General features: G+C 37.4%; 24 protein-coding genes and 1 pseudogene. 12 read left to right on the top strand and 13 right to left on the bottom strand.

From position 1 onward, the window contains the following. Nucleotides 1-14 precede the first annotated feature (14 nt). The 3 genes from BC008_RS45180 to BC008_RS45170 all read right to left on the bottom strand — a co-directional run bounded on the left by BC008_RS45180 (nucleotide 15) and on the right by BC008_RS45170 (nucleotide 2,548). Nucleotides 15-1,106 (bottom strand): alpha/beta hydrolase, encoded by a 1,092-nt coding sequence (locus BC008_RS45180; protein ID WP_027842456.1) that lies wholly within the window; start codon nucleotides 1,104-1,106, stop codon nucleotides 15-17. Nucleotides 1,107-1,207: 101 nt separating this feature from the next. Continuing rightward, the gene (locus BC008_RS45175) at nucleotides 1,208-2,098 is read right to left on the bottom strand and encodes an SDR family NAD(P)-dependent oxidoreductase (protein WP_027842455.1); all 891 of its coding nucleotides are present in this window, start codon (nucleotides 2,096-2,098) and stop codon (nucleotides 1,208-1,210) included. A 171-nt stretch (nucleotides 2,099-2,269) separates the two neighbouring features. Further along, entirely contained in the window at nucleotides 2,270-2,548 is a 279-nt protein-coding gene (locus BC008_RS45170) for a hypothetical protein (protein WP_027842454.1), read from the bottom strand. Nucleotides 2,549-2,997: 449 nt separating this feature from the next. On the opposite strand from BC008_RS45170, the gene BC008_RS45165 reads away from it, so the two are divergent. After that, nucleotides 2,998-3,303 (top strand): hypothetical protein, encoded by a 306-nt coding sequence (locus tag BC008_RS45165; RefSeq protein ID WP_027842453.1) that lies wholly within the window; start codon nucleotides 2,998-3,000, stop codon nucleotides 3,301-3,303. A gap of 687 nt (nucleotides 3,304-3,990) precedes the next feature. On the opposite strand, the gene BC008_RS47295 is transcribed toward BC008_RS45165, so the two are convergent. After that, entirely contained in the window at nucleotides 3,991-4,971 is a 981-nt protein-coding gene (locus BC008_RS47295; protein ID WP_082650759.1) for a nuclear transport factor 2 family protein, read from the bottom strand. A 200-nt stretch (nucleotides 4,972-5,171) separates the two neighbouring features. Beyond that, nucleotides 5,172-6,023, bottom strand: a complete 852-nt coding sequence (locus BC008_RS45155) for an SDR family oxidoreductase (protein ID WP_027842452.1) — start codon at nucleotides 6,021-6,023, stop codon at nucleotides 5,172-5,174. A gap of 158 nt (nucleotides 6,024-6,181) precedes the next feature. On the opposite strand from BC008_RS45155, the gene BC008_RS45150 reads away from it, so the two are divergent. Beyond that, a complete protein-coding gene (locus tag BC008_RS45150) occupies nucleotides 6,182-6,727 on the top strand; it encodes a PadR family transcriptional regulator (protein WP_027842451.1) in 546 nt (181 codons plus the stop codon). Nucleotides 6,728-7,081: 354 nt separating this feature from the next. On the opposite strand, the gene BC008_RS45145 is transcribed toward BC008_RS45150, so the two are convergent. Beyond that, the gene (locus BC008_RS45145) at nucleotides 7,082-7,699 is read right to left on the bottom strand and encodes a TetR/AcrR family transcriptional regulator C-terminal ligand-binding domain-containing protein (RefSeq protein WP_027842450.1); all 618 of its coding nucleotides are present in this window, start codon (nucleotides 7,697-7,699) and stop codon (nucleotides 7,082-7,084) included. Nucleotides 7,700-8,089: 390 nt separating this feature from the next. On the opposite strand from BC008_RS45145, the gene BC008_RS51990 reads away from it, so the two are divergent. The 8 genes from BC008_RS51990 (at nucleotide 8,090) to BC008_RS45110 (ending at nucleotide 14,681) form a co-directional block, all read left to right on the top strand. Further along, nucleotides 8,090-8,266, top strand: coding sequence for a hypothetical protein (locus BC008_RS51990; protein ID WP_235596037.1), 177 nt, complete (start codon nucleotides 8,090-8,092; stop codon nucleotides 8,264-8,266). Then, nucleotides 8,190-8,537, top strand: coding sequence for an SDR family NAD(P)-dependent oxidoreductase (locus BC008_RS45140; RefSeq protein ID WP_036265060.1), 348 nt, complete (start codon nucleotides 8,190-8,192; stop codon nucleotides 8,535-8,537). The genes BC008_RS51990 and BC008_RS45140 overlap by 77 nt, the downstream gene beginning before the upstream one ends. 13 nt (nucleotides 8,538-8,550) lie before the next feature. Beyond that, the gene (locus BC008_RS45135; RefSeq protein ID WP_027842448.1) at nucleotides 8,551-9,432 is read left to right on the top strand and encodes an SDR family oxidoreductase; all 882 of its coding nucleotides are present in this window, start codon (nucleotides 8,551-8,553) and stop codon (nucleotides 9,430-9,432) included. 61 nt (nucleotides 9,433-9,493) lie between these two features. Then, nucleotides 9,494-10,207, top strand: a complete 714-nt coding sequence (locus BC008_RS45130; RefSeq protein ID WP_027842447.1) for an SDR family oxidoreductase — start codon at nucleotides 9,494-9,496, stop codon at nucleotides 10,205-10,207. Between the two features lie 69 nt (nucleotides 10,208-10,276). Then, nucleotides 10,277-11,155 (top strand): aldo/keto reductase, encoded by an 879-nt coding sequence (locus tag BC008_RS45125; protein ID WP_027842446.1) that lies wholly within the window; start codon nucleotides 10,277-10,279, stop codon nucleotides 11,153-11,155. Nucleotides 11,156-11,290: 135 nt separating this feature from the next. Further along, complete coding sequence (locus BC008_RS45120) at nucleotides 11,291-12,499, top strand: RNA-guided endonuclease InsQ/TnpB family protein (protein WP_027842445.1); 1,209 nt, start codon at nucleotides 11,291-11,293, stop codon at nucleotides 12,497-12,499. Nucleotides 12,500-12,684: 185 nt separating this feature from the next. Beyond that, nucleotides 12,685-13,686 carry an NADPH-dependent aldehyde reductase Ahr gene (ahr, locus tag BC008_RS45115; protein ID WP_027842444.1) on the top strand — a complete coding sequence of 334 codons (1,002 nt, stop codon included), beginning with the start codon at nucleotides 12,685-12,687 and terminating at the stop codon, nucleotides 13,684-13,686. A gap of 347 nt (nucleotides 13,687-14,033) precedes the next feature. Then, nucleotides 14,034-14,681, top strand: coding sequence for a hypothetical protein (locus BC008_RS45110; RefSeq protein ID WP_153009768.1), 648 nt, complete (start codon nucleotides 14,034-14,036; stop codon nucleotides 14,679-14,681). Nucleotides 14,682-15,001: 320 nt separating this feature from the next. Here BC008_RS45110 and BC008_RS45105 read toward each other — a convergent pair whose 3' ends face one another. From BC008_RS45105 to BC008_RS45090, 5 genes and pseudogenes are all read right to left on the bottom strand, one after another. Continuing rightward, nucleotides 15,002-15,457, bottom strand: a complete 456-nt coding sequence (locus BC008_RS45105) for a pentapeptide repeat-containing protein (protein WP_235596036.1) — start codon at nucleotides 15,455-15,457, stop codon at nucleotides 15,002-15,004. Between the two features lie 131 nt (nucleotides 15,458-15,588). Then, nucleotides 15,589-15,999 (bottom strand): annotated as a pseudogene (locus BC008_RS52965) (YunG family protein). Nucleotides 16,000-16,517: 518 nt separating this feature from the next. Then, on the bottom strand, nucleotides 16,518-17,264 hold the full coding sequence (locus BC008_RS45100; RefSeq protein WP_201026246.1) for a histidine phosphatase family protein: 747 nt from the start codon (nucleotides 17,262-17,264) through the stop codon (nucleotides 16,518-16,520). A gap of 734 nt (nucleotides 17,265-17,998) precedes the next feature. Further along, nucleotides 17,999-18,499, bottom strand: coding sequence for a permease (locus tag BC008_RS45095; RefSeq protein ID WP_027842440.1), 501 nt, complete (start codon nucleotides 18,497-18,499; stop codon nucleotides 17,999-18,001). Between the two features lie 3 nt (nucleotides 18,500-18,502). Continuing rightward, nucleotides 18,503-19,279 (bottom strand): TetR/AcrR family transcriptional regulator, encoded by a 777-nt coding sequence (locus tag BC008_RS45090; protein ID WP_027842439.1) that lies wholly within the window; start codon nucleotides 19,277-19,279, stop codon nucleotides 18,503-18,505. 240 nt (nucleotides 19,280-19,519) lie between these two features. Here BC008_RS45090 and BC008_RS50180 point away from each other — a divergent pair, with 240 nt between their 5' ends. Together BC008_RS50180 and BC008_RS45085 are read left to right on the top strand one after the other, a co-directional pair. Next, complete coding sequence (locus BC008_RS50180) at nucleotides 19,520-19,696, top strand: hypothetical protein (protein WP_161938235.1); 177 nt, start codon at nucleotides 19,520-19,522, stop codon at nucleotides 19,694-19,696. 188 nt (nucleotides 19,697-19,884) lie between these two features. Continuing rightward, nucleotides 19,885-21,021, top strand: coding sequence for an SUMF1/EgtB/PvdO family nonheme iron enzyme (locus BC008_RS45085; protein WP_235596035.1), 1,137 nt, complete (start codon nucleotides 19,885-19,887; stop codon nucleotides 21,019-21,021). A gap of 524 nt (nucleotides 21,022-21,545) precedes the next feature. Here BC008_RS45085 and BC008_RS45080 read toward each other — a convergent pair. Next, nucleotides 21,546-22,958, bottom strand: a complete 1,413-nt coding sequence (locus tag BC008_RS45080; RefSeq protein ID WP_058184877.1) for a pentapeptide repeat-containing protein — start codon at nucleotides 22,956-22,958, stop codon at nucleotides 21,546-21,548. Nucleotides 22,959-23,641: 683 nt separating this feature from the next. Then, nucleotides 23,642-23,809, bottom strand: a complete 168-nt coding sequence (locus tag BC008_RS50175; protein ID WP_161938234.1) for a hypothetical protein — start codon at nucleotides 23,807-23,809, stop codon at nucleotides 23,642-23,644. Nucleotides 23,810-24,000 lie beyond the last annotated feature (191 nt).

Raw genomic sequence — 24,000 nt, 5'->3', positions numbered from 1 at the left:
TTACTATTAAAGGTTTATTTTTGCGATACTTTAGTATCTGTTAGGCTCTTGCGAAAGTGACTTGTAACCGCTTGTATTGCTTTGTCTACATAAGGTTCGCGATCGTAGAAATCAAATTGCTGTCCTTCCATCCAAATAACTTTCTTTTCTCCAGGCATAGTCTTGTAAAATTTACGTACTCCATCTGGTAATGCTGCATTTTCACTGTGAACAAAAAGGGTAGGAACATTAACTTTAGGTGCTGCAGAAATAGAATCAAACTGCAGCCATTCAGACCAAGACATTACTGCAAACCTATTCTTCCATTCTGGAATTGAACCGCGTTCGGGATTACCGTAATATAAAGGCTCACCAGACATAGCAGCGTTGGGATTATCTTGCTCGAAAGCAGCGACATAATCAACTTTCCCTGTTTTTTCATATTTTCTTCGTGCTGCTAATCCAGTTTCGATTTTCTTACGTACTGCTTGTTCCCCACCGTAAACAGTACGTACCGATTCCGCCTCTTGTAACCATGCAGCGACGGTTGCAAAGGACTTAATGCGAGAATCTTCAGCTACAGCATGCGCCATATAACCCGCACTTGCACATACGGCTAAACCACCGATGCGTTTAGAATCGACAATTGGTAAAGACTGCAAATAGGTTACAGCATTTTTGATATCTTGAATCTTTGCATTTGGCGATTCATACTGACGAGGTTCACCACCACTTTCGCCCCAGTAGCGAAAATCAAAAGCCAATGCAGCAAACCCTTGTTCGGCGATTTTTTTCGCATACAAACCTGCCATTTGTTCTTTTACCGAAGTCCAAGAACCGGTAACGATTACCACTGGGAGTTTTTTACCAGACTTGTAATTAGCCGGTAAATATAAGTCTCCCACCATTCTCACCCCTTCGCTAGTGAAATTAACTTTGTTTATACCAGGCTTGTAATTTGTAGCAGCCAAATATTCCGGGTTAGAAAATCTCGGAGTTTGGTTTTGTGTTGTTACCAAGTTCCTACCCTGTTTATTTTCAAGATTGATATTACTTGCAACAGCTAAATCGGCACCTAACATCAAAGGAATTGCAAAACAGAAAACTAGAGATTGTAAAGGTTTCATTTTCCTATTGACTTGATTCTTTAATTTTTTCTGGTCTTGTATCTTATTGAGATTTTGAGTTAAATATTTACTAGCAAATATTTGCTAGGTAAAACCGATTTTTAACCAAGTCCACCCCCATCAACACTAAACTGATTCCCAGAGACATAAGATGCTTCATCGGAAGCGAGCCACATGACTAGGTTTGCGACCTCTTCCGGTGTCCCAACTCTCTGCATTGGATACGATGCAACAAGTTCTTTTTCTGTGACTTTCCAGTCCCGTTTGACCCGATCCAACATAGGAGTATCAATCGCTCCTGGAGATATGGCATTAATACGAATGTTTTTACCATATTCTTGAGCCGCCATTTTAGTCATGTGAATCACAGCAGCCTTACTAGCTCCATAACCGATGATATTAGGAAAGGCGCGAGCGCCACCAATACTTGCAGTATTTATAATTACTCCACCTTTGGTTTTCAGCATGTGGGGAATTTCGTATTTCATACCCAGGAAAACACCACGAGCATTGGTATTCATCAAATCATCAAATTCTGCAATCGCAGTTTCAGCTATGGGTTTAGGTGGATAGTCAATTCCAGCATTATTAAAAGCAATATCTAAACGACCGTATTTAGCAACACAAGCATCGACAAAAGCTTTAACTTCTTCGGGTTTACGAATGTCAGCGCGCATATATGTTGCTTCTTTACCGAGGTCGCGGATTTCCCGCTCTACCTGCGCTCCCAAATTCTCACGTCGACCGCAGAAAAAAACTTTTGCACCTTCTCGAGCAAAAGCCTTAGCAGTAGTTTGACCAATTCCAGAAGTAGCTCCGGTAATTAAAACTGCTTTATTTGCAAATCTACTTTGAGAATTTGTAGTGTTTTGTGCTTGTGGTGAGTTTTTGGTATTGGCTTGTAACTCTTTACCAACAGCAAACGCACTTGCAACTCCTGTGGCTCCTACAACTCCTGTTGTTAGTATTTTACGACGCGTCACATTCGACATAACTCATGCTCGTATCGACTTTATTATATTAGTATTTTCTTTGTAGTTGATTTTCTTGTATAGTATGTTATTGCGCTTTTTTTCTACGTATTTGATTTGACACGTTGTATTTTGAGTGAAATATTCGCTAGCTAAATCTTGTACGAATTGCAGTTTAAGGCAGAGACTATATCATCTGACCGAAGTAACATCATGAGCGCCGCGCACCACATCAATTTTGAATCCAGTTCTCTCTAACCTCGGCTTATTCCCTCCTACAATATTCCAAAATTCTACTGCACCTGTTTTAGGGCTCTGTTCGGGGTAGTTGTAAATCACTACAGCCAAAGATTTACCATCAGCATCAAAGATTGCTTGTTCTGGTAATAAACCCTCAAAACCATACTCTTGTATAAAATCGAGTAATTCCAAAGGGTAAAAGTAAAGCTTTGAGTCTGAGAAAAACTTCATCTTTACGTAATCATGATTTGGATGAAAATTAAACCCAAGATAATAATTTCCGTGGTTTAATTAGTATTAAATGTAAATAATAATACCATTGATTGAGTGATTTATTGTACTTAAGTGTTAAGTAGTGATCCGGAAAAATTAGGCACTTCAATACGTAGTCACTGGGGAGTGGAAAATTCCTTGCACTGGGTGCTTGATGTTACTTTTCGAGAAGACGATTGTCGTTCCGCGCCTAGCGGCGAACGAAGAAAGATGAAAACCGAAAAAGTAACCACAATAATACTGTTAGACCGAAAATGCCCATAGATACGCAGGTTTGTGTTATCCCTATTGTATTTATTCCTAGCATTATTTCTAGTATTACTAGTCCTATCAAACTCAAAATACCTAACAGTCCCCCAGTCATGGGACCATTTTTATAAGCATCAGCATATGTATATATTAATGTTATGATAAAGGGTGGGATGCTTAAAAATAAGCCAATAGTTGGTATGAGTATTTCTCTAGGTTCGGCATTCCAGCCTATTGCAAAACTAAAACTACTCAATGAAAATGTTAAGACAGATGTTATACCAGCATACAAAAAAAAGACGAGTGCCGCCATACCGGCCGTCAATCTTTTAGCAATCGGGATATTAGAGAAGAGTAAAACAAGCAAAAATATCTCACAAATCCCACTAATACAAATTAATCCGTTCAAAAAATGTCGCATATATTTATTTTTATTTGGTAACTGCCTAGGTATTGGTCTTTAATTAGGGCTTGCTGAAAAAGTGATACCTTCTTTTGTTGTCGGTAAATTTCTTAGAATAATAGCAATAATTTATACTGGATTTTACTTAAACCCTCCAGATTTGCTCCTAACATGATTAGCTGCTCAATATGACATAGGTTTCTTTTAATGTATTGGGCATCACCTTTTTTTGTTTTTTCAGCAAGCCCTAATTAAACCAAGCTGCAAACTGGAAAAATTGTCCCCGAAAAACCTGCAATAATCTTCCCCAAACACTTGCATCTGTTTTGGAATGCAGATTTAAATTGATATAGGATAAACATCAGCCGGGAGCAAAAACTTATAACCTAAATATAAAGACCATACCTCTGCAGTAAAAATGACCCAATCGATCATGCCGTAACACTCTCGAAGGCTGAAGAAACAGATCGAAGGAAGTCGAAGAAAATCGAAGTTTTTGCGAAGAATTTGTTATGCTCGGTATCAAAGCAAGGTTATCTTCTTATTCTTATCCGTAGCCATCATGTCAGAATTATCTGCATTTAATTCTGAAAAGCTTGAGCAATGGCTCCCCACCTTACGGTGAACCGCCGACACCGCAGGCTCTAACTACGTTATATTACGCGCTCCAACGCGCCTTCCGGCGTTTGGACGCGGCTAGCCGTAGAGATGTGATATAGTCAGCTTGTGTTTGTGATTTAACCGTTAATTAACCCTTTGATTTACTCATAGCCTTTTGCATGTCAAGCTTCAGGTATCGATCCACTGCTTGGTATATCCAATAGAGTGGTAGTTTGGGGTCAGAACAAGTTTTCTGAAATCCTAATGCTTGACCGAGTTCCGCATAACTTGGGTGAATGATTAAGGTATACATATCCCATAGGTTGGGAAAATCTTGCTTCATCTTCTTGAGAGTTTGCTGCCCATCTTTTAAAAAAGGAACTTGAGCTTGCCTTTGGTAAGAACTATCAATCATCCAACTGCGAACAAAAACAGATCGGCACATTTCATCTCCTGGTAGAGCAATTTTAAACGGATCTACTTCAGTGACTTGACTTAAATGAAGTCCTTGACTGGGAGGAGCAAAAAACTTAACTTCTGATTCCTGCAGAGTAGGATTAAGATCGACCCCAAATGTTCGAGCAATAATTAGGGGATTAAAATATTCTCGTATCAAACTTAATTTATTACCTTTTGTTTGAAATACTGATATGTAAGTATTTCTGTAGGATCTACCATCTTCTGCTATGGTGAAATCGCCCTGACCTTCAATAATAACAACATTGGGATTTCTAGTTTGATAGAGGCGAATTCGTTCAAATCTAATTTCACTAAAAGGTTGGATGACTTCCTCTATATATCTCTGCGCGGCTTCTCTGTTGGGAAAACTTCTACCCTGGAGATCGTAGGGTACTTCAACCGCTGCATCTTGCGACCAAAGTAGAGCGATCGCGTTGGTATCTTTGGCTTCGAGAGATTGTAAAAATTCTTTGACTACTCGGGCTGCAGATGAACGGGGAACAATTTCATCAACTGAATTGAATGTAGGTATTTGACGTTGTGAATTAAAATTTTTCTTCTCGAAACCTTCGGCTAAAAGTGGATCGCGTTCAAGATTTCCACTTGCAATATATGTAGGAAAAACTGTTGCAATAGCAGTAAAGATAAAAGCGGTTAGAATGCGTTTCATGACCTATCCTCTGGAAACTTTTGAATATATACAAGATTTAGACTGTAAGACAATTAGTCCATTCAACTTAAATTGATAGATTAAAATTCAATACATTTGGCTTCTACAAAATAGGAACTCCAAATATGTATTGTAAAAATGAGACCTTTCACTAAATCTAAAGGTTATACTTGTAAAATTTACACATTTATTTAAATAGGCTATCTAGATAGGAAGTTTAGATTTTTTGCAATAATTTTATCTAGCATTCTTTTAGGAAGCATTCTAGGAATTATCCAGCCAGATAAATGATTTGGTACGACAGGATAACGAGCGCGAGGATTAGCTACTGTCAAAGCTTTCCAAATCACCTCACCTACACGTTCTGGGGGGTAACCTTTACGCCCTTGTTCAATAAAATAACTTTTGAAACTTTTCATTGCAGTTCCATAATCAGTATTCTCGTATTGAGAAATATCACTTGCTTGAGCTTTGTCCCAAATAGCTGTTGCTACAGCCCCTGGCGCAACAACGATAACATCAATGCCGTAGAGCATTAATTCGCGACGCAAAGACTCGGAAAAACCTTCTAAACCGAACTTGGAAGCATTGTAAGCACCAATAAAGGGAATAGCAATTTTGCCACCAACCGAGCTAATATTAATTATTCGTCCTGGTTTACCCTCTAAAGAACAATCTGTTCCTAATAAAGGCAAGAAAGCTTGTGTAACAATCAACGGAGCAATTAAATTTACTTCCATCTGAGTGCGGTAATCTGCAATATTCAGGTGCATCAGTGGTCCAAGTACTGCAATTCCAGAATTATTTACCAATCCACATAAGGTATGACCATTCATTTGCTCGCGTACTCTATTTGCAGCTTGATTTACAGCTTCTTCATCAGTAACATCAAATAATAATGGTGTAAATTTATTACCAAATTGAATAGATAATCGTTCCCCATCTTCCGGCTTGCGGACACTACCAAATACATGAAACCCTCGTTCAGTCAAAACTTTGATTGTACCCCAACCAATACCACTCGACGCCCCTGTAACAACAACGCTATTCATTTTTCCCTCTATCTTAAAATAGAAAATATTTTTTGACTTACCCAATCAAACTATAACAAAATTAATTCAACTTGTTGTACTCAACATGTTGAGTATAGTGACTAATGTATACTTAGGTAACAGTAATTGTCAATTACCTTATTAGAAATGAAAATGAAATGGCGCTGACGCAAGCAATATTGGCATTATTAATAAAGAAACCTGCAAGTGGTTATGAATTAGCAAAACAGTTTCATGCTGATTTCGTGCATTTGTGGAAGTCTTCTCAACAGCAGGTATATCGAGAATTAGCCAAGTTAGAGCAGCAAGGCTTCGTTAGTTGTGAAATAGTACCGCGAGATGCTTTTTTAGATAAAAAACTTTATTCGATTACAGATGCAGGCAAAAAATATCTGATTGAATGGATAAATAAACCTTCTCAACCAGCAATTTTACGCGAAGATTTGATATTAAAAATTTTGGCTGGAGAACTCGTTCAACCAAAAGTATTGCGTGAAGAATTAGAACGTCATCGTCAATTACACGTAGAAGCTTTAAAAAAATTCCAAGAAATGGAAACACATTATCTAGAAAATTGTAAAAACCTACCACCAGAAGCGAAATTAAGATATTTAGCCGTACGTCGCGGTATTTCCTACGAGCAAGATTGGTTAAATTGGTGCGATGAGGCTTTGGAAACAATTGAGGAATTAGAAAAATTATAGCGTTTGAAAAACTAAAGAACGAAGAATCCTCGCGCCTTTCAGGCTGAGGAGTGTCATGTCACAGCGAAGAGCCGTCCGAAGTTGATTTTATGTTTGGAAGAAGCTTGTACTGCTCCCTTAGCGGATCCGTAGGTAGCGCAGCTATAGCTAGAGGCTAACGCCGACGCCGCAGGCTCTAGCGTGACGTTAGTCATAACTTTAACCGTCGTAAACGACAGGGCTTTTATCCTACGAGAAGTTAGAAGATTTCTAACCGCTTGTTGAGTGTGGAAACCATAATTCTTTGCATTTCATCAACTTCTTTAATAACTCTAGAAAAAAGTTGAGATTCACTAGTGACTAAATACGAAATACCTACCGATGAGAGACCTCCAACCCCCCGATCGCAACATCAACTAATTCATTAGCAAAGGCTTCATTTAAAGGTGCATGTTTCAAAAGCAAGCGATAAAACAAGGGACTGTAAAGAGCATCTATCGCCACTTCCGGATCTACATCACTACGTAGTTCTCCCCGTTCTACACCACGTTTAAATACTCTTTTAGCATCGTCGCGTCGCGGTAATAACCAATTTTTTCGAAAAGCAGCTATCAATTCAGGATCCATCTGTCCGCTACCAATAACGGTTGCTAAAACTTCTCCTCTAGGACTATTCATCACCTTGACAATTTTCTGGGTTTGCTGGCGAAAGTCTTCTTTTACCGAACCCGTATCAGGAAAGGATATTTCCGGAGCCACCGCTGATAAAAAAGCATCCATAACCAATTTGGCTTTAGTACTCCAACGCCGATAAATAGTTGGTTTTCCCACTTCTGCTCGTGCTGCAACACCTTCAATTGTTAGCGCCATAAATCCTACTTCATTGAGTATTTCATAGGTCGCTTGCAAAATTCGTTGTTGAATCTCTTCCGAGCGAGGACGACCGCGTCCGCGAACGGTAGTTTGAGTTTTTTTAGTTTTGGCTATTGACACGATTTTTTATATGAATCAATAATATTAATGTTTACGCTACGAAGCGTTTTTATTATATACCATCACCGCAAAAGCAATTACTCTACCGTTAATGTGTAAACTTACGAGTCTGCAAAATGCGAACGTACACATTTTCTAATTGCTCGGACTTACACAAGATTTATCCAATTTCGCGATCGCGTTAGCCCTAAGTCCCAAGCTTAAACTAGGCTACGATCGCCATTGAAATGGCGCGTGCTGATCGCAATGACAAATTTCGCTTGCGTAAATGTTTATCCCAAAAAGTAACTCCCAGAAAAGATACTTTGGATAAATAGCAAGAATTTCAAACTTGACAAAGTATTTTCTTTATCTTAAATTAATTACGTTACGCAAAGTAAATTATGCGTTATGAATAGCAATGACTCCAAAGTATGGTTGATTACAGGTAGTTCTACAGGATTTGGACGCACCTTAGCTGAAACTGTCCTTAAGCAAGGTGATCGCCTTATTGCTACTGCACGTAAACCAGAATACCGCTCAATACCCTCAAGCAGCCATCGCATTGCGTCTCAACGTTACCGATAAAGACGAAATGAAAACTACCCTAGAAAAAGCGAACGCAAAATTTGGTCGAATCGACGTATTATTTGGTCGAATCGACGTATTAGTTAATAATGCTGGCTATGGTTTAATCGGTGCACTAGAGGAAGTTAGCAAGGTAGTAAATTCACCCAACCCACCTTTAAGATTGGTGTTAGGAAAGTACGCTTATTCCAAGTTTCGCAAAAAGATTCAATCTTTAACAGCAGAGTTGAATGCTTGGGAAGAAGTCGTAGCAAATACAGATTTTGAATAGAGGTAATTCACTGATGCAAGTAAAAAATAGACCAACTGTATTAGTTCTTGGTGCGACAGGAAAAGTTGGTTCTAAAGTAGCTAGGTTGTTAGTAGAGTCAGGAGATCTACAAGTTATTGCGGGGGTACGTTCTCCTGAAAAAGCTAAATCCCTACAAGAGCAGGGAATAGAAATTCGGCATCTTGACCTAGATAAACAAAATACTTTAGAACCAGTTCTAAAAGGAATAGATCGCGCTTTACTTTTAACAGGTTACACTGTCAATATGCTCAAACAGAGCAAAGCCTTTCTCGATATCGCAAAACAAACAGGAGTTAAACACATTGTTCACATCGGTGCATCTGGCGCACCCACTAACGAAGTTGCTCACTGGGGTTGGCATCAGTATATTGAAAAGTATATCGAGTCATTAGAATTTAGCTATACTCATCTGCGTCCTGAAGCTTTTATGAAAAACATAACCGATTTTGGTTGGTTAAATAAAGACGTTATAACTAACTATATCGGCGATGCTCGTTGGAGTTGGGTTGATAGCGATGATTTGGCTTTAGTTACTGCAGAAACTTTACGCCAGCCAGAAGTACATGCCGGTAAAATCTATCCTCTTGCTTACGATACCGCAACTATGTCAGAAGTGGCGGAAATTTTAACGGAAGTAATTGGAAAACCCTATCGAGTCGAAACGCGATCGCCCGAAGATTTTCTAGAAAATATGCTCAAATTAGGTGCAGAAGCAACTTACATTCACTGTGTCTACACTCAACTAAAACTCAATATCGCTAACGAAATCCCCAATGCTGATGCTACCTTTGACAACTTTGAAGCCATTACAGGATGCAAACCTACTAGCTGGTGGGAATTTGTAGAAAAGAACCGTGAAGAATTAATTTATTAGTTAGAGTTCAACAGAAGGTGGAAATTGAAAAACCAAAATGTCATAACAACAGATAAAAACAATGGAACTCAAACAAAGCAAAACAGCATTAGTCACAGGTGGTAATCGAGGAATTGGATTTGCGATCGCTCGAGGTTTAATGCAAAAAGGTTATGAGGTAATTATTACGTCACGTTCCCTGGATAAGGCGAAAGAAGCTGCTGAGAAACTACAAGAATTTGGTAAGGTAATACCGATAGAATTAGATGTGACAGATGATGATTCTATCGAACAAGCCCTAAACACCTTAAATCAAAATCACAAGATTCCTCGCTTAGATGTCTTGATTAATAATGCAGGTATTTATCCTGATGAAGGCGTAAATATTCTCACTATTTCTCGTGACTTGTTAGACTTAACCCTAAATGCTAATACCTTTGGTCCAGTTCAGATGGTACAGGTATTTTTACCACTTCTGGAAAAATCTGAAGATGCACGTATAATTAATGTTTCTAGTGGTTATGGGGAAATTAACGGACTCTCTGCGGATGTTCCCAGTTATTGTTTATCGAAACTAGCACTCAACGGCGCAACGATTATGCTGGCGCAAAGTTTACGATCAAAAGGGATAGTCGTGAATGCAATGTGTCCTGGTTGGGTGAAAACAGATATGGGTGGTGAATCTGCACCGCGATCGCCAGAACAGGGTGCAGATACTGCTATTTGGTTAGCAACTGAGGCTCCACGGAATGAGACCGGTAAATTTTGGCGGGATAGACAAGTAATCTCTTATTAGTTTGAATCTTATCAGTTTGAATCTTATCAGTTTGAAATTGTGTAATTAAATATTGTTCGGAAATAAGTCATGAATAACAGTTCTATATCAGTTACCACAAAATTTGCGATCGGCGATGACTTACTAGTAAATCGAATCGGTTACGGTGCAATGAGACTGACCGGACAACCCGGTAATTTTGGACCCTATGCAAACTGGGAGGAAGGAGAACAATTATTACGTCGTGCTGTTGAATTGGGTGTAAACTTCATCGATACTGCGGAAGCTTATGGTCCAGGTTTCAATGAAGAAATAATCGCTTCTGCTTTGCATCCATATCCAGAGGATTTAGTTATCGCTACCAAGGGTGGGATTAATAAACCCACACCCGATAATATTCAAGCTGATGGTCGACCTGAAAGTCTCAGACGCAGTGTAGAAGCTAGTTTAAAACGATTGAAATTGGAACAAATTGACTTATATCAACTACATCGTCCAGATCGCAAAGTTCCATTTGCTGAATCTATAGGAGCATTAGCAAAATTAAAACAAGAAGGCAAAATTCGTCACATTGGAATCTCTAATGTCACCTTAGAACAAATTGAAGAAGCAATAAGTATTGTGGAAATCGCTTCCGTGCAAAATCGTTTTAGCTTTAGCGAGCACACTAATCAAGATATCTTAGATTACTGTACCCAAAATAAGATTGCTTTTATTCCCTATGGTTCTTTAGGTGCACATCCCCTGAAACGTGGAGCACCTTTGGCTACATCTGAAGGAATACTCGCAGATATTGCAGTTCAAAAAGGTGTAAAACCTAATCAAATTGCTTTAGCATGGTTACTTCATTACGCACCAAATATTATCTTAATTCCTGGAACTACGACTATCTCTCACTTAGAAGAAAATATGGCTGCTGCTTCCATTGTTCTCACTTCTGAAGAACTGACCGCACTCAATCAGTTTTAAATTAGTAAAATTAAACTTGGTGAAATTAAAATGTCAATAAGTTCCTTTTTACCGGAAATAATGGGTCTAAAGCCCTGTCCTTTCAGGACAGCTTTATTTATGTTATGATATTTTGCGTAGAGTAGTCCCACGTAAATGATTATTCTCGAATTCAAAGCTAAAGGGAAGACAACTCAATATGCAGGTATTGATGAGGCAATCAGAACTGCTCAGTTTGTCCGCAATAAATGTATCCGCTATTGGATGGACAAACCCGGTGTTGGGCAGAAAGATTTGTATCGTCATAGTACCTCACTCAGGAAAGAGTTTGATTTCGTTAAAGCTTTGAATTCTAGTGCTTGTCAGGCTTCTGTGGAAAGAGCATATAGTTCAATCGCTAGATTCTACGATAACTGCAAGAAAAAGGTTTTGGGTAAAAAGGGCTATCCACGTTTTAAGAAAAACTGCCGTTCAGTAGAGTATAAAACTTCTGGGTGGTCGTTGTCAGAAAATAGAAAACAGATTAGCTTTACTGATAAAAAAGGTATTGGAACCTTAAAGCTAAAAGGTACTTGGGACTTATATTTCTATCAGTTAGAACAGATAAAGCGAGTAAGGTTAGTTAAAAGATCTGATGGTTATTACGTTCAGTTTTTGATTAGAACTGATACTAAAATAGAATCAAAACCCACAGGTAAGACCATAGGCTTAGATGTAGGATTAAAAGAATTCTACACTGATAGCAATGGGAATAGCGAATCTAACCCAAGATTTTATCGTACAGGAGAAAAGCGATTAAGATTTTATCAGCGTCGCGTTTCTCGCAAAAACAAAGGCAGTACCAACCGCAAGAAGGCAATTAATAAACTTGGTAGGGTACACCTCAATATAAGTAGGCAACGTCAAGAACATGCTAAGAGACTAGCGCGTTGCGTAATCCAATCTAACGATTTGGTCGCCTATGAAGATTTGAGGGTGAAGAATTTAGTAAAAAATCATTGTCTTGCCAAGTCTATTAATGATGCAGGTTGGTATCAGTTTCGGAAATTGTTGGAATATTTTGGAACTAAGTTTGGCAAGATAACAGTTGCTGTTAATCCTGCTTATACGTCCCAAAATTGTTCGACTTGTGGTGCAACGGTGAAGAAATCACTGTCCACTAGGACTCATATTTGCCAATGTGGATGTGAATTAGACCGCGATCACAATGCAGCCATTAATATTCTGAATATTGCTTTGAGTACCACAGGGCATGTGGGAACTTGGATCTCAGATCCGAACGCTTCGGGAGATTTAGCCCCTACTGTTTTAGGTGCAAACCTATCTCAGCAAGCCGAGTCTGTGAACGAAGAATCCTCAGCCTAAAGGCATGAGGAGTGTCAAATCTTTGACGTTAAATTCCTAGAAAGCTCAGTATTACCATAACCAAACAAGTTCATAAGAATATTTGAATATACTTTAACAAGTATAAACTTTGGTGTCTTCTCAGAATTTTCCATCGTTACAAGAGTGAAAATTTAGTCTGCAAGTATTCAAAAAAGAGACAAGGTATGATTCACGCTTATGCAGCCAAAACAGCTGGTGGAAAATTGGAACCTTTTGAATATGAACCAGATCCACTTAAAGATGAAGAGGTAGAAATTAATGTTGAGTATTGCGGTATTTGTCACAGCGACCTGAGTATGCTTAACAACGAGTGGGGTATTAGTCAATATCCACTCGTACCGGGTCATGAAGTTGTAGGAACTGTTGCAGCAATTGGTGATCGCGTCAAAACAGTTAAAGTTGGTCAGCGAGTTGGATTGGGTTGGTATTCCCATTCTTGTATGCATTGTGAATGGTGCATGTCCGGAAATCACAATTTATGTCTAAAGGCAGAGTCAACAATTGTCGCTCGTCATGGAGGTTTTGCTGATAAGGTTAGAGCCCATGAACAATGGGCTGTTCCTCTACCGCAGGATATAGATCCTGCAAAGGTTGGTCCGTTATTTTGTGGTGGTATTACCGTATTCAACCCTATTGTTCAGTTTGATATAAAACCAACTGATAGGGTTGGTGTAATCGGAATTGGTGGTCTTGGACATATTGCGCTACAATTTCTGCGAGCGTGGGGTTGTAACGTCACAGCATTTTCAACTAACCCTGATAAGGAAGCTGAAGCTCGTAAATTGGGAGCAAAGGATTTTGTTAATTCCCGCGATCCTCAAGCTTTAGAAAAACTTGCTAGCTCCTTCGATATGATTATCTCAACCGTTAATGCGGATTTAGATTGGGGTACCTACATTAATGCACTCCGTCCTAAAGGACGTTTGCACTTTGTTGGAGTGGTACCCAGTGCGATTCAAGCTCATGCTTTCTCCTTGATTGCTGGACAAAAAACCTTATCTGGTAGTCCTCTTGGAAGTCCTCAAACAATTGCGAGAATGCTCGATTTTGCAGTACGTCATAATATTGAACCTATCATTGAAACATTTCCTTTCAGTCAAGTTAATGAAGCAATCGCTCATTTAGAAGCAGGTAAAGCTCGATATCGGCTAGTATTGAAAAATTAGTTCAATATATAGTTATTAACTATGAAATGAATTTTTTTTCACCTCCCCATTGCGGAAGCAGTAGGGAGGAATTTTTTAAAATAAATGGGTAATCCCGAGCAAGACAGGGGAAACTGTCATAACGTCAATGTGGATTTATTACAACTATACCTGAAGTACACAGGTCTAAAGTCTTAAGCTAAATATACACCCAATTGAGTCAGGGAAATATGATTATTAATTACTGCACTTGTTGAAATCCTATTCTGCTAAAGTTTAAGATATATCCTTATGCCTTAAACAGTTCTTAATATTTCTCAATGCAAATAAAATTTTCAAATCGAAAAGTAATTTCGACAATAGTTTTTGTGGAAATTCTGGTAATAGGAAGTGCTCTACTACGAGCGATGTTATTGAACCTTAATCCCAGAAGATATTTTGCAGAACAAGGCTATGTAAGTTGGGTGTCTTTTCTTCAAATTCTAATTGTAGCTTATTTATCCTGGAAAACTTTCGAGTCTAGGAAATCTACTGCGACATCAATGAACTTGAAGGCTAGTTATAATTTATGGGCTATTTTAAGTTTGGGTTTTTTATTTCTAGGTTTAGATGAGATATTTGAGCTTCATGAAAGTCTAGACTATTTGATTCATGATTGGTTTCAAATTCAACAAACAGAAATAACTGACAGAATTGATAGTTTAATAGTTCTTATCTATGCCTTATTTGGTGTTGGAATTCTATATTGGGCAAAATCTGAGTTAAAAAAATTTAAGTCAGCTTTTACTTTATTTGGTATTGCTTTTGGCTTGATATTTATGATGATATTGTTTGATTTTTTAACAGACTCAAGAGATTTTTTTAGATTATTTTTTGTAAATAGCTCTACAGTTGATATGGCTTATCACTCTCTTATTATCATTGAGGAGTCCTGCAAAATTTTTGCCGGAGGAATGTTTATTGCTGCTTTTCATCATTGTTTGCAAATATCAAAAACTTTAAAAAAATCACTTTAGTGAATTCGTTAAATAATATGATTACCGCTTAATTAGTTATKAAAAAATATGTTTGTAGTAGCGCTTTAGCGCCAATATTTGTCTATTGCGCTAAAGCGCTACTACGAGCCTTATTACAAGTGTTTTACCGGACATGATATAAAACATAGATTTATCGGACTATTTAATTAGGCTCGCATATTCATGAATCCTCAAATCTATGATTTATAAATTTTTGAGGTTTGCAGAAAAGGGCAATGTTTTTGATATAAATTGATTATACAGCCCCTTCAATTTTCCAAGTTTGGTGGAGTTTGATAATTTTATATGATTCAGCTACTTTACTTACACTCCAGACTTTCACGGGTTGATATACCAGTAACTGGATTAACTCCATCAGCGTATTTGCACATTAACTTGACTTCATAACGGTCAATAATCGCATAGGAAAAGTCAGCACCAGTAATTATTGCATCCCGAAATTTACTTCCACTGAGCATTGCATCTGTAAAAATAGCGTTGCTTAGATCGGCTTCATTGTAGTTGACGCGATCGGAAAATGCTCCTGATAAGTTAGCATCTTTAAGATTTGCTCGCAAAAAAGAACCTTTGGTCAGAATTGTTCCACTGAGGTTCGCATCTTGAAAATTTGCTCCCAACATTTCCGCACCAGCAAAAGAGGTTCCTTCTAAATCCTGATGGGAAAAGTCCCGGTATTTTAGATCCGTAAGGGTATAGTTAACTTTACCTTCTTCTGCTAAGCTCGTTTGGGTATTTATCAAGCAAAAGCTGAGCATCAAAACAAATGAAAGAAAGATATTAAAAATACATTTTAATTTATTTTTTAATTTAAAGTCGATATAGTGTGTCATATAGTTTGCTCGCGGGGAATCTAAAACAGTTTTTTACTTTTTACATCCAAGTATTTTTATTGAACCTTAAATAAGATCGCTTTTGCAAGTAAGTGTTTTTCTAAGCGATGATACAAAATTTGATATTGCTGTCTTACTTTTAAACTGCTGCGAAAAATTTCTTCTCGCTCTGCAAGTAAGTCTAGATATTTAGGTGGAACTTGAAACTGACTAGCAGTGAAATCATAATTAACCCCATCTATCTGATTATAGAAGTGAGGTTGATTATCAATGAAAGTTTTGAGAATTTCCCCGCCGAAAAAATCATTGATAACTACTGCAGTAACGTCACTTCGCTAACGCTACGTGGTGCTACGCGGATCACATTGTCCCCGTGCTGGATTTTCTGGAGACCACAGACTGCTTGTCTCAGACGACCAGCATTCAAGAAGTAAGGTTTCTAGAATCTCTATAATTTTTTGATCCATTTTGTTTTAAGTCAGGACTTACGTAATTGTCACAATACACCAGTGGTGTGTGACACTAAAAGTCAAACCTTATTAATAGGTTCGAGTTAACTCTAAGTGTCACGCACCCTACAAGAAAAATCTGCTGGTTGCGTAAGTCATAAAATAATTAAGTAAAGTATTCACTTCATACTTATTGTTATTTTGTTGTGGTATATATTTATATTGTAAAAATAGTTTTACTTAGCTAAATTTTATCTAATTTTATTCAGTTTATGAGATGTTCTATTTAATATTTCACGGTAGATTACAAGATAAGTGAGGTATACCCAAAACTCTAGAAATTAGATGCAACCCTATGTTCTGTTAATTAACCCTTAATTACTTATCATAAAATGTACGATTGAATGGGAGTAGAGGGAGTGAAAGAAGTAGAGGAGCGGAGGTAGCGGAGAAAACACAGGAAGGATTATAATTGATCTGATATATAGTTACTGCTATAAATACCTGTGACAATGGTCTAAATAAAACTGAGAAACTTAATTCTCATCTAAATTTTTCCACTCTTTTGGAAGCATATTAGCAATCAGTTCAAAACTACCTTTACCATCGGGCTTAATAATGTAAGCCATACCCTGTGGATCTGGATAAATTCCTGTTGCTGCTTCAAATAAATCATCATGACCGACAATCGCAGTATTTTTACCTTGCTGGGGTACAGCAGTTAACATTGGGGCTAAGCGAGCTTTCATTTGAGCGACTTGTTCGGGAGTATAGTCTTCAGCTTTGGGGAAGTTAAGATCGCCATTTTTCTCGTATCTACCAAAAGCCAAATCTGCTGTTTGCCAAGCACGACAATATTGACTTGATATTACTTTATTAACAGGAATATCATACTTACGGAATGCTTCTCCAATGCTTTTGGCTTGTTTCCAGCCCACTTCGCTAAGTACGCGTTGAGTTGAACAATTACCCATAACAGCTTTTACTTGATCGGCATAATCTTTTTCTGTTTGGGTGTGGCGAATATAAATAACATAACCCCCTTTTTTCAAAGCATTAAGAAGTTCCTTACCAGTAAGTTTATCTTTGAAGTTCGCATTTGCTTGCTCTCCTTTAGTCATATCTTTCATATTTGCTATGGTCTGAGCATTGGCTACACCTATATCTGTTATGTTACTTACTTTTGCCCCAGAAGTGAAATTATGTCCGATCAAGGTGAGCATCGTAGTCAATGCGGCTGCACTTGCAAAGGAAACATATTTCTCTGGTAAAATTTCTATCATGATACTTTTGATGACTATTGATGATATGTATCATATTAGAATATGATACAAATTAAAAAAATTCTCAATATATGGCTTAGTAATTATGATTTAATAATTTTATAAGTGATGTCTGATTTGAATCAAATAATAGCAAACTAAACCTGAAAATAAAGATGTCTTAAATCGAATATAAATAAGCTAAATGGATGTTTTATTGTCGGACCCTCGCACTTTAGTAGTGTTGTTTCCCATATTTCTAGGATGGTTTTTTGTGTATCTTCTACTTGAAGAAATAGATCGAGGCATCTATTGATAATTTATCTCATTTGATGTTTTTAGTTTAATGATGTCAATATCTCGCAGAGATTATTGGAGGTGTTGAAAATACTGTAATTACATAGTAATTTTAGTTACTCTGTTCGCCAATACATCAAGTTCTTCCTTCCTTCTCCTTTCTCCATCTTCCTCTAATTTTTTTCCTGAAGTAGGATGAAAACGCTTAATATTATCCTCCAAAAATCCCGATGGGAGTTAACGATTGAGCATGCAGAAGAAGATTTTATTAGAACTATTATTCCGATAAATAAAAAAAATAGCCGTCATTCGACCTTAAATTAATAAGTTCGCCAAAATATCGCGTATTTGTCTGTAATATTCACAGTTTTCAGCAAGAGGTTCAAAATAACAACAAGAAAACCTGGTCAAAATTTATAGTTTAGTTTGTCTAGAACGATATTCCCTCGTTACTAAATTCAAACTTTGATAAACCAAGGTGACACAAAATGTGCCAAAAATCCTGCAAATATTGGTAATACAAAGGATACAGTTAATCGTAAACTTGTTAGTTGCCAACCACAAAAACCAAGTTCTAAGGGAATTCTCATAAGTGACATTGTGGTCATTGAAGTCATGTAGGTTACTAGTACGCTAGGACCTACACCTGCTTTATATAATGTTCCTACTAAAGGTAATCCAATTAAGCCTGCACCAGGAGTTAATACACCTGCTAAATAGCCTAAACCAATACCACGCCAACCCGAACCATCCGAAAGCCAACGCTCTACAAGTGCTTTTGGTAACAAGACATCGGTAAAGCCGGCGATTAACATTGCAACAACCATGACAGGTAAAAAGCGTATCAGTCGCAGCCAAGATATACGCAAACCTGAGTTAAAGGTATCCAAACCCTGGGACAAAGCAAGAATCATTAACCCAATAACAGCGCTGATTAGGATAATAAAAGTGGTTTTCATGGCTTATGTTTTGAGTCCGTCAAGAAATATCTGCACAATCAAATTACCAATCCGCTCTGGATCTTTAAGATTCATACCGTAATTAACTGGAGCAATGACGGTAAAAGAAAAAATCATACCCAGAAATATCAGGCTGAGTTCTTGTGGTTTTGCTAAGCTTCGCAACTTACCAGTCTTAACCTGGGTTTTAAAATAATTTGCTAAGCGGTCGAATACTCTATCTGAACCCTTGCGTAAGTACTCTATGTAGGCTTTTTCGGACTCATTGTTAGCAAGAATGAGACGCATAATATCTCGGTTTTCATAAAATGAGGGAATAACTGCGATCGCAAAATTTTTCAAGTCAGAGGTAATATCGTCGCTAGTTTCAAGTAATAGGTTGTGAGCGATCGCCCGTGGAGACATTTCATCGATAAAAGTCCATACAAGGTTATCTTTATCCCCAAAGTGACGGTAGACAGTTGCAACTCCAACCCCAGCTCCATTAGCAATTTGTTCCATGGTGCTACTAGAAAGACCATGCTTACCAAAGACTTCTCGTGCTGCTTGCAAAATGCGCGTTCGCACATCTGTCAGTTCCTCAAAAGCTATACCTCGGGTTTGAGCTAAGCGTTTTAAGAGCATTTCTTTATTACCTACACGTCGATAAATTGTTGCACGGGAAATGTTGGTTTTACTGGCTAATTCCTCCATGGTGAAGGCTTCACCAACTTCGTGCAACAAAGTTTCGGCTGCTTGGAGAACCTGATCGATGATTGAATCTATTTTTTGATATGACATGATAAATATATCAATCTATTGTCTCATCTCTTGACAAGTGGAAGGTAGTATTTCAATTTGTGGTGTTTAAATTTAGATATTTCATTAAACCTCCCCACGATAGCGATTAGTTAAAATCAATTTATTACTCTATATTTGTCATTAGGAAAAATTTCTGTATTAACAGAAAAATATAAATTTAAATTAGATCTTTAGCAACTAACTTTACATCATATTCCTACTCATTAACTTGACTGTGTCTTGTTACAGGTTAATAAAAATACTATTGATGCTCTAGATATTAAACTTGCTAGTTGGAATATTAATTCTCTTCGAGCAAAAGCGATGGGAATTAATTTTTTGCAACATCCTGAAGAAAACTCGATGAAAATTTCTATCAGTCATGATGGCATAACTGGGATATATCAAGACAGATAACTAATTCAATACGTGAATAAAACTGCTTTGGGTTCTACTGGTGCATTTGTCATTTGGGTTTTTGCTTTGGGATAACTGTTTTCTTCATTAAATTTTTACCGTCCAGTTTATAGTTCACTATTGTTGATTATTTATACTTTAATTATTACTTTAATTAATTTTTTTGAAGGAAAATAAGTTAGTAGGATATGAGTATAAATTTAAACGGAAATGAACTTAAACAAATACGAGAAGCGATTATGCACGCTTATCCAAGTGTAGAATATTTAGAGATCATGGTTTATGAGGAATTAAACGAGAATTTAAATGTGATTGGAGGAAAAGGAAATCTGAAAGGAGTTGTTTTTAGGTTAATTAAATGGGCTGATTCTAGTGGAAAGTTGAAGCCTTTAATTGAAGGCGCATATCAAGGTAATCTCCATAATCCAGAATTACAAAATATAAGGAAAAAATTATTTAATTACGAGAATAAAGAAAAAAATAAATATAGAGGGAATGAAACAACAACAATTAATTCCCAGCAACAACCAAACCAGAATTTTATAGAAAATATCAATGGTGTAGAAGTTGAGATGTTACATATCCCTGATGGTGCTTTTATGATGGGTGCATCAGAAATAGAGAGAGGTAGTAGAAATAGTGAACGTCCACAACACCGAGTCACAGTTCCAGCTTTCTTTATGGGTAAATATCCTGTAACCCAAACACAATGGCGAGCAATTACATCTCTTCCTGAAGTAAGCCGGGAACTCAAATCTGACCCATCTAGATTTAAAGGTAAAAACCGACCAGTTGAGGGTATTTCTTGGTTTGATGCTGTGGAATTTTGTCAACGTCTTTCGCTATACACGAATAAAAATTACCGTCTACCCAGCGAAGCCGAATGGGAATATGCTTGTCGTGCCGGAACCACTACTCCGTTTCACTTCGGCATGACCATGATAACCAGTACTGCAAATTATCGAAGTACAGATAGGCAAAAATTTAAATTGTCAGGTTTATCTTCTGATCGGGAACCCGAAAAAGCTTATCACAAAGGAACAACGAATGTAGGGAGTTTTGGTGTTGCCAATTCTTTTGGTTTGTATGATATGCATGGAAATGTGTGGGAATGGTGTGAAGATAGATGGCACGAAAATTATTATGGAGCGCCAACAGATGGAGGCGCGTGGAGCGATTATAAAAATAAGAAGAATCGCCGTCGGTTATTACGCGGTGGTTCGTGGCTCAACTACTCTGAGCACTGCCGTTGTGCCTACCGGAACTTTTACGACCCAGAGGTCAACTTTATCAATATTGGGTTACGTTTAGCGTGTAATCTGTAATCTGTTAATATACTTAGCTTCCCAAACAATCATCAAGTAGTAGTATTTCACACTAAATCTACTGGATTTCTATCTTATTATTTTTCAGTTTGAGAGTAGAGATATAATCTTTTCAGAAACCCTAAAAGCTAAAGTTTTTTCAACCCTGGGTTGATATGATTAATTCAACAATTAATATCTCTAAAGTTATTAATAATACAATTCAAAAAAATAACGTCTAACTTACTATTTAATATAGAAAAACATAGAAAGAAATTAGTGTTGCTGAATAGAGAATGCTAATCAAGAAATTTAATTATTGAAACATTGATTTTTCGTAGATACTTGCATTAAAAGCATTACGCACTCACCAACGTTACGAAATTTATACATAAAATTTCTAAAAATAATCTGAATTTAGGTGAAAAGTTTTATTTGTTTCTATCCCAACCCTAAATAATTCATGAGAATAAATCAAATATGACTACTATATTTAATTGAGCAAGCATCGAAAAGTCATCTATCCGACGCCTGCTCAACACTTGTTAAGCAAAAATAGTATCTACGGTAATAGCACCTGTTAAGTCTGCTCCAGTCAAGTCAGCACCAATAAAATTAGCCTTGGTCAAGTTAGAATCAACTAGAAAAGTATTAACAAAACTAGCATTAACGGCTATCCCATCGACAAACGTTACTTCGGTCAGATCGGCATTATTCAGGATCGCATTAGTCAAATTAGCTCCATTCAGGTTCGCATCAGAAAGATTTGGATCGAAGAAATCGGTGTTTGTAAAGTTAGTACCAATAAAACTTGCTACTTCCAGGTTAGCTCCGCTCAGATTTGCACCTGCAAAGTTCGTAAGGTTATCCCCAGTGGCTTCTTTGAGGTTAGTCCCTACAAGGCTAGCATTATCAAATTCAGCCCCAGTCAGAATTGCCCCGTTGAGGTTTGCTCCATCCAGATTAGCTCCACTGAGATCGGCTCCACTGAGATCGACTCCTGTGAGAATAGCACCACTGAGGTCAGCTCCAGTTAAATTGATTCCACTTAGGTCCGCACTGTTCAAGTTAGCTCCACTCAAATTAGCCTCTACCAAAGTGGCATTTGTCAGATCTATCTGCTCTAGAAAAGCATTAATTGCAGTGATTCCAGTTAGGTTAGCCCCGGTAAGATTAGAATCAGCAAAATTTGCATTTGTCAAATTAGTTTCAGTTGTAATACCGGTAGTAGAGTCAACAAATGCTGAGAAGTCAGCTCCGGATAGATTAAGGTCTTCTGCAATGAAGCCCGTCAAGTTAGCACCACGAAAGCTAGTATTACTCAAATTGAGAGGGTCTAATGGAGTTGTATCAGTGACTGTCACTCCGCTCAGATTCGCTAGGTCAAAAGTAGTGCCACTCAGAATAACATCTGTGAAGTTACTATTCCGGAAATCGGCACCGGTAGCGTCAACATCTACCATTACCGTACCTTCAAGATTTGCTGTTTGTAGATTAGCGTCTTTAAAAATAGCGTCAGTTAAGTTGGCAGCTTTCAAATTAGCCTGTGAAAGATTAGCACGAGTGAAATTGGCTCCAGCTAGATTGGGACGTTCAGATTGTTCCCCACTGAGGTTAGATGAAGTGAGAATCGCATCGGTAAAATTAGCATTTTGAGCACTGAATACATTACCAGGAGCAGATGAAGTGGAAATAGAAGAAAGATCCGCACGGGTGAAATTAGCCCCGTCAAAAATACCACCTTGAAATGTAGCCAGGTTTAGTCGAGCATCAGTTAGATCTGCACCAGATGCACTTGCATTAATTAAGATAGCTTCGCCAAAGTTAGTTCTTTGCAAAAGAGTATTTGTAAATAAAACATTCTCTAACCTTGTCTTAAAAAAACTAGAATCATTCAGGTCTTGAAAGCTGAAGTCGTTACCTACTAAATTTTGTGAATCAAAATTTTGGGCTGGCATAAGTTATAGTCTCTTCTAGTGTTTTGATATTTATGTTTGCAAGACACAAATTAAAACATCCACTTCGTTAGGTAGATGTCAAATGTGATGCAAAACTGTATATTAATGAATACTTTACATACATATTAACCTGATATTAAACCACACATGTTGTAAAAAGCGGTTTCCAGACCTCATAAGCATCGATCTTTCTTTACCAATAAACACCTTGCTTGTCAGGATATAGAAAACCCTCAAATCCCTGTATTACAAGAATTTACAGCACAGATACCCAAAAATAACACGTTTTAAAATAGAGTATAGAAACATACTGTTATTTACAAACTTGCACCAAAAAAAGTTGATAGATATTTGATGCTATGACCAGTAAATGACTGGCTTGTAGGTGAAGAAAATATCAAATAATTGTCAATGGATGATGGTGGATTAGTCGCTTCAGGGGAACGAGTAGAATTAGGTGGGTTAGTAAATAGGGGAACCGTTGGGCTAAATGTGGGTGGGGATACAGTTTAGATTTTTCCTCGGGAGTAGAAAGAAGTCATATCAGTTTGAGTAATGGTGCGGGTGTTAAAGTTTCTGCTGATAATGGTGGAAGGATTGCTGTTAATGCTCAGAACTTAGATACATCATGAAAAAGTTTCCTGTTTGCAGGGATAAGCGAAGCGTTTTTTGTTAATTCTTCTTCACACATCATTTTTCTTGCCAAAACTAGAAACAGCTTTATTGTTAGCTGATGAAAGTTCGAGAACTTTTTGTGCCTCTTCTCTAGAAGAATGTGGAGAAATCTTTAAGGCAATCGCTCCTGATAATGGGTGAACAAAGCGTTCAATAACGTAAAATTTTGTAGACATAAATTTAGAGATAAGATTTTAGATGCAGGCGTACAATATTATGTTAATTCCTAGCTAACTAAAATATTTAAGAGTTGTATTGATTGTTTAGGATATTTTGGGTTTGGAGCGAGATTTATAGCAGCAGAATTTGGGGCTGAAGCGCAGTAGAAGTAAAAGCCCCACATTCTGCTAATTCGAAATACGGCCAC

Origin of the sequence: Mastigocoleus testarum BC008, assembly GCF_001456025.1 — a bacterium.
Lineage (GTDB): Bacteria > Cyanobacteriota > Cyanobacteriia > Cyanobacteriales > Nostocaceae > Mastigocoleus > Mastigocoleus testarum.
Note: the sequence above shows the minus strand (reverse complement) of the source record. Positions and strands in the feature narration are given on the sequence as shown.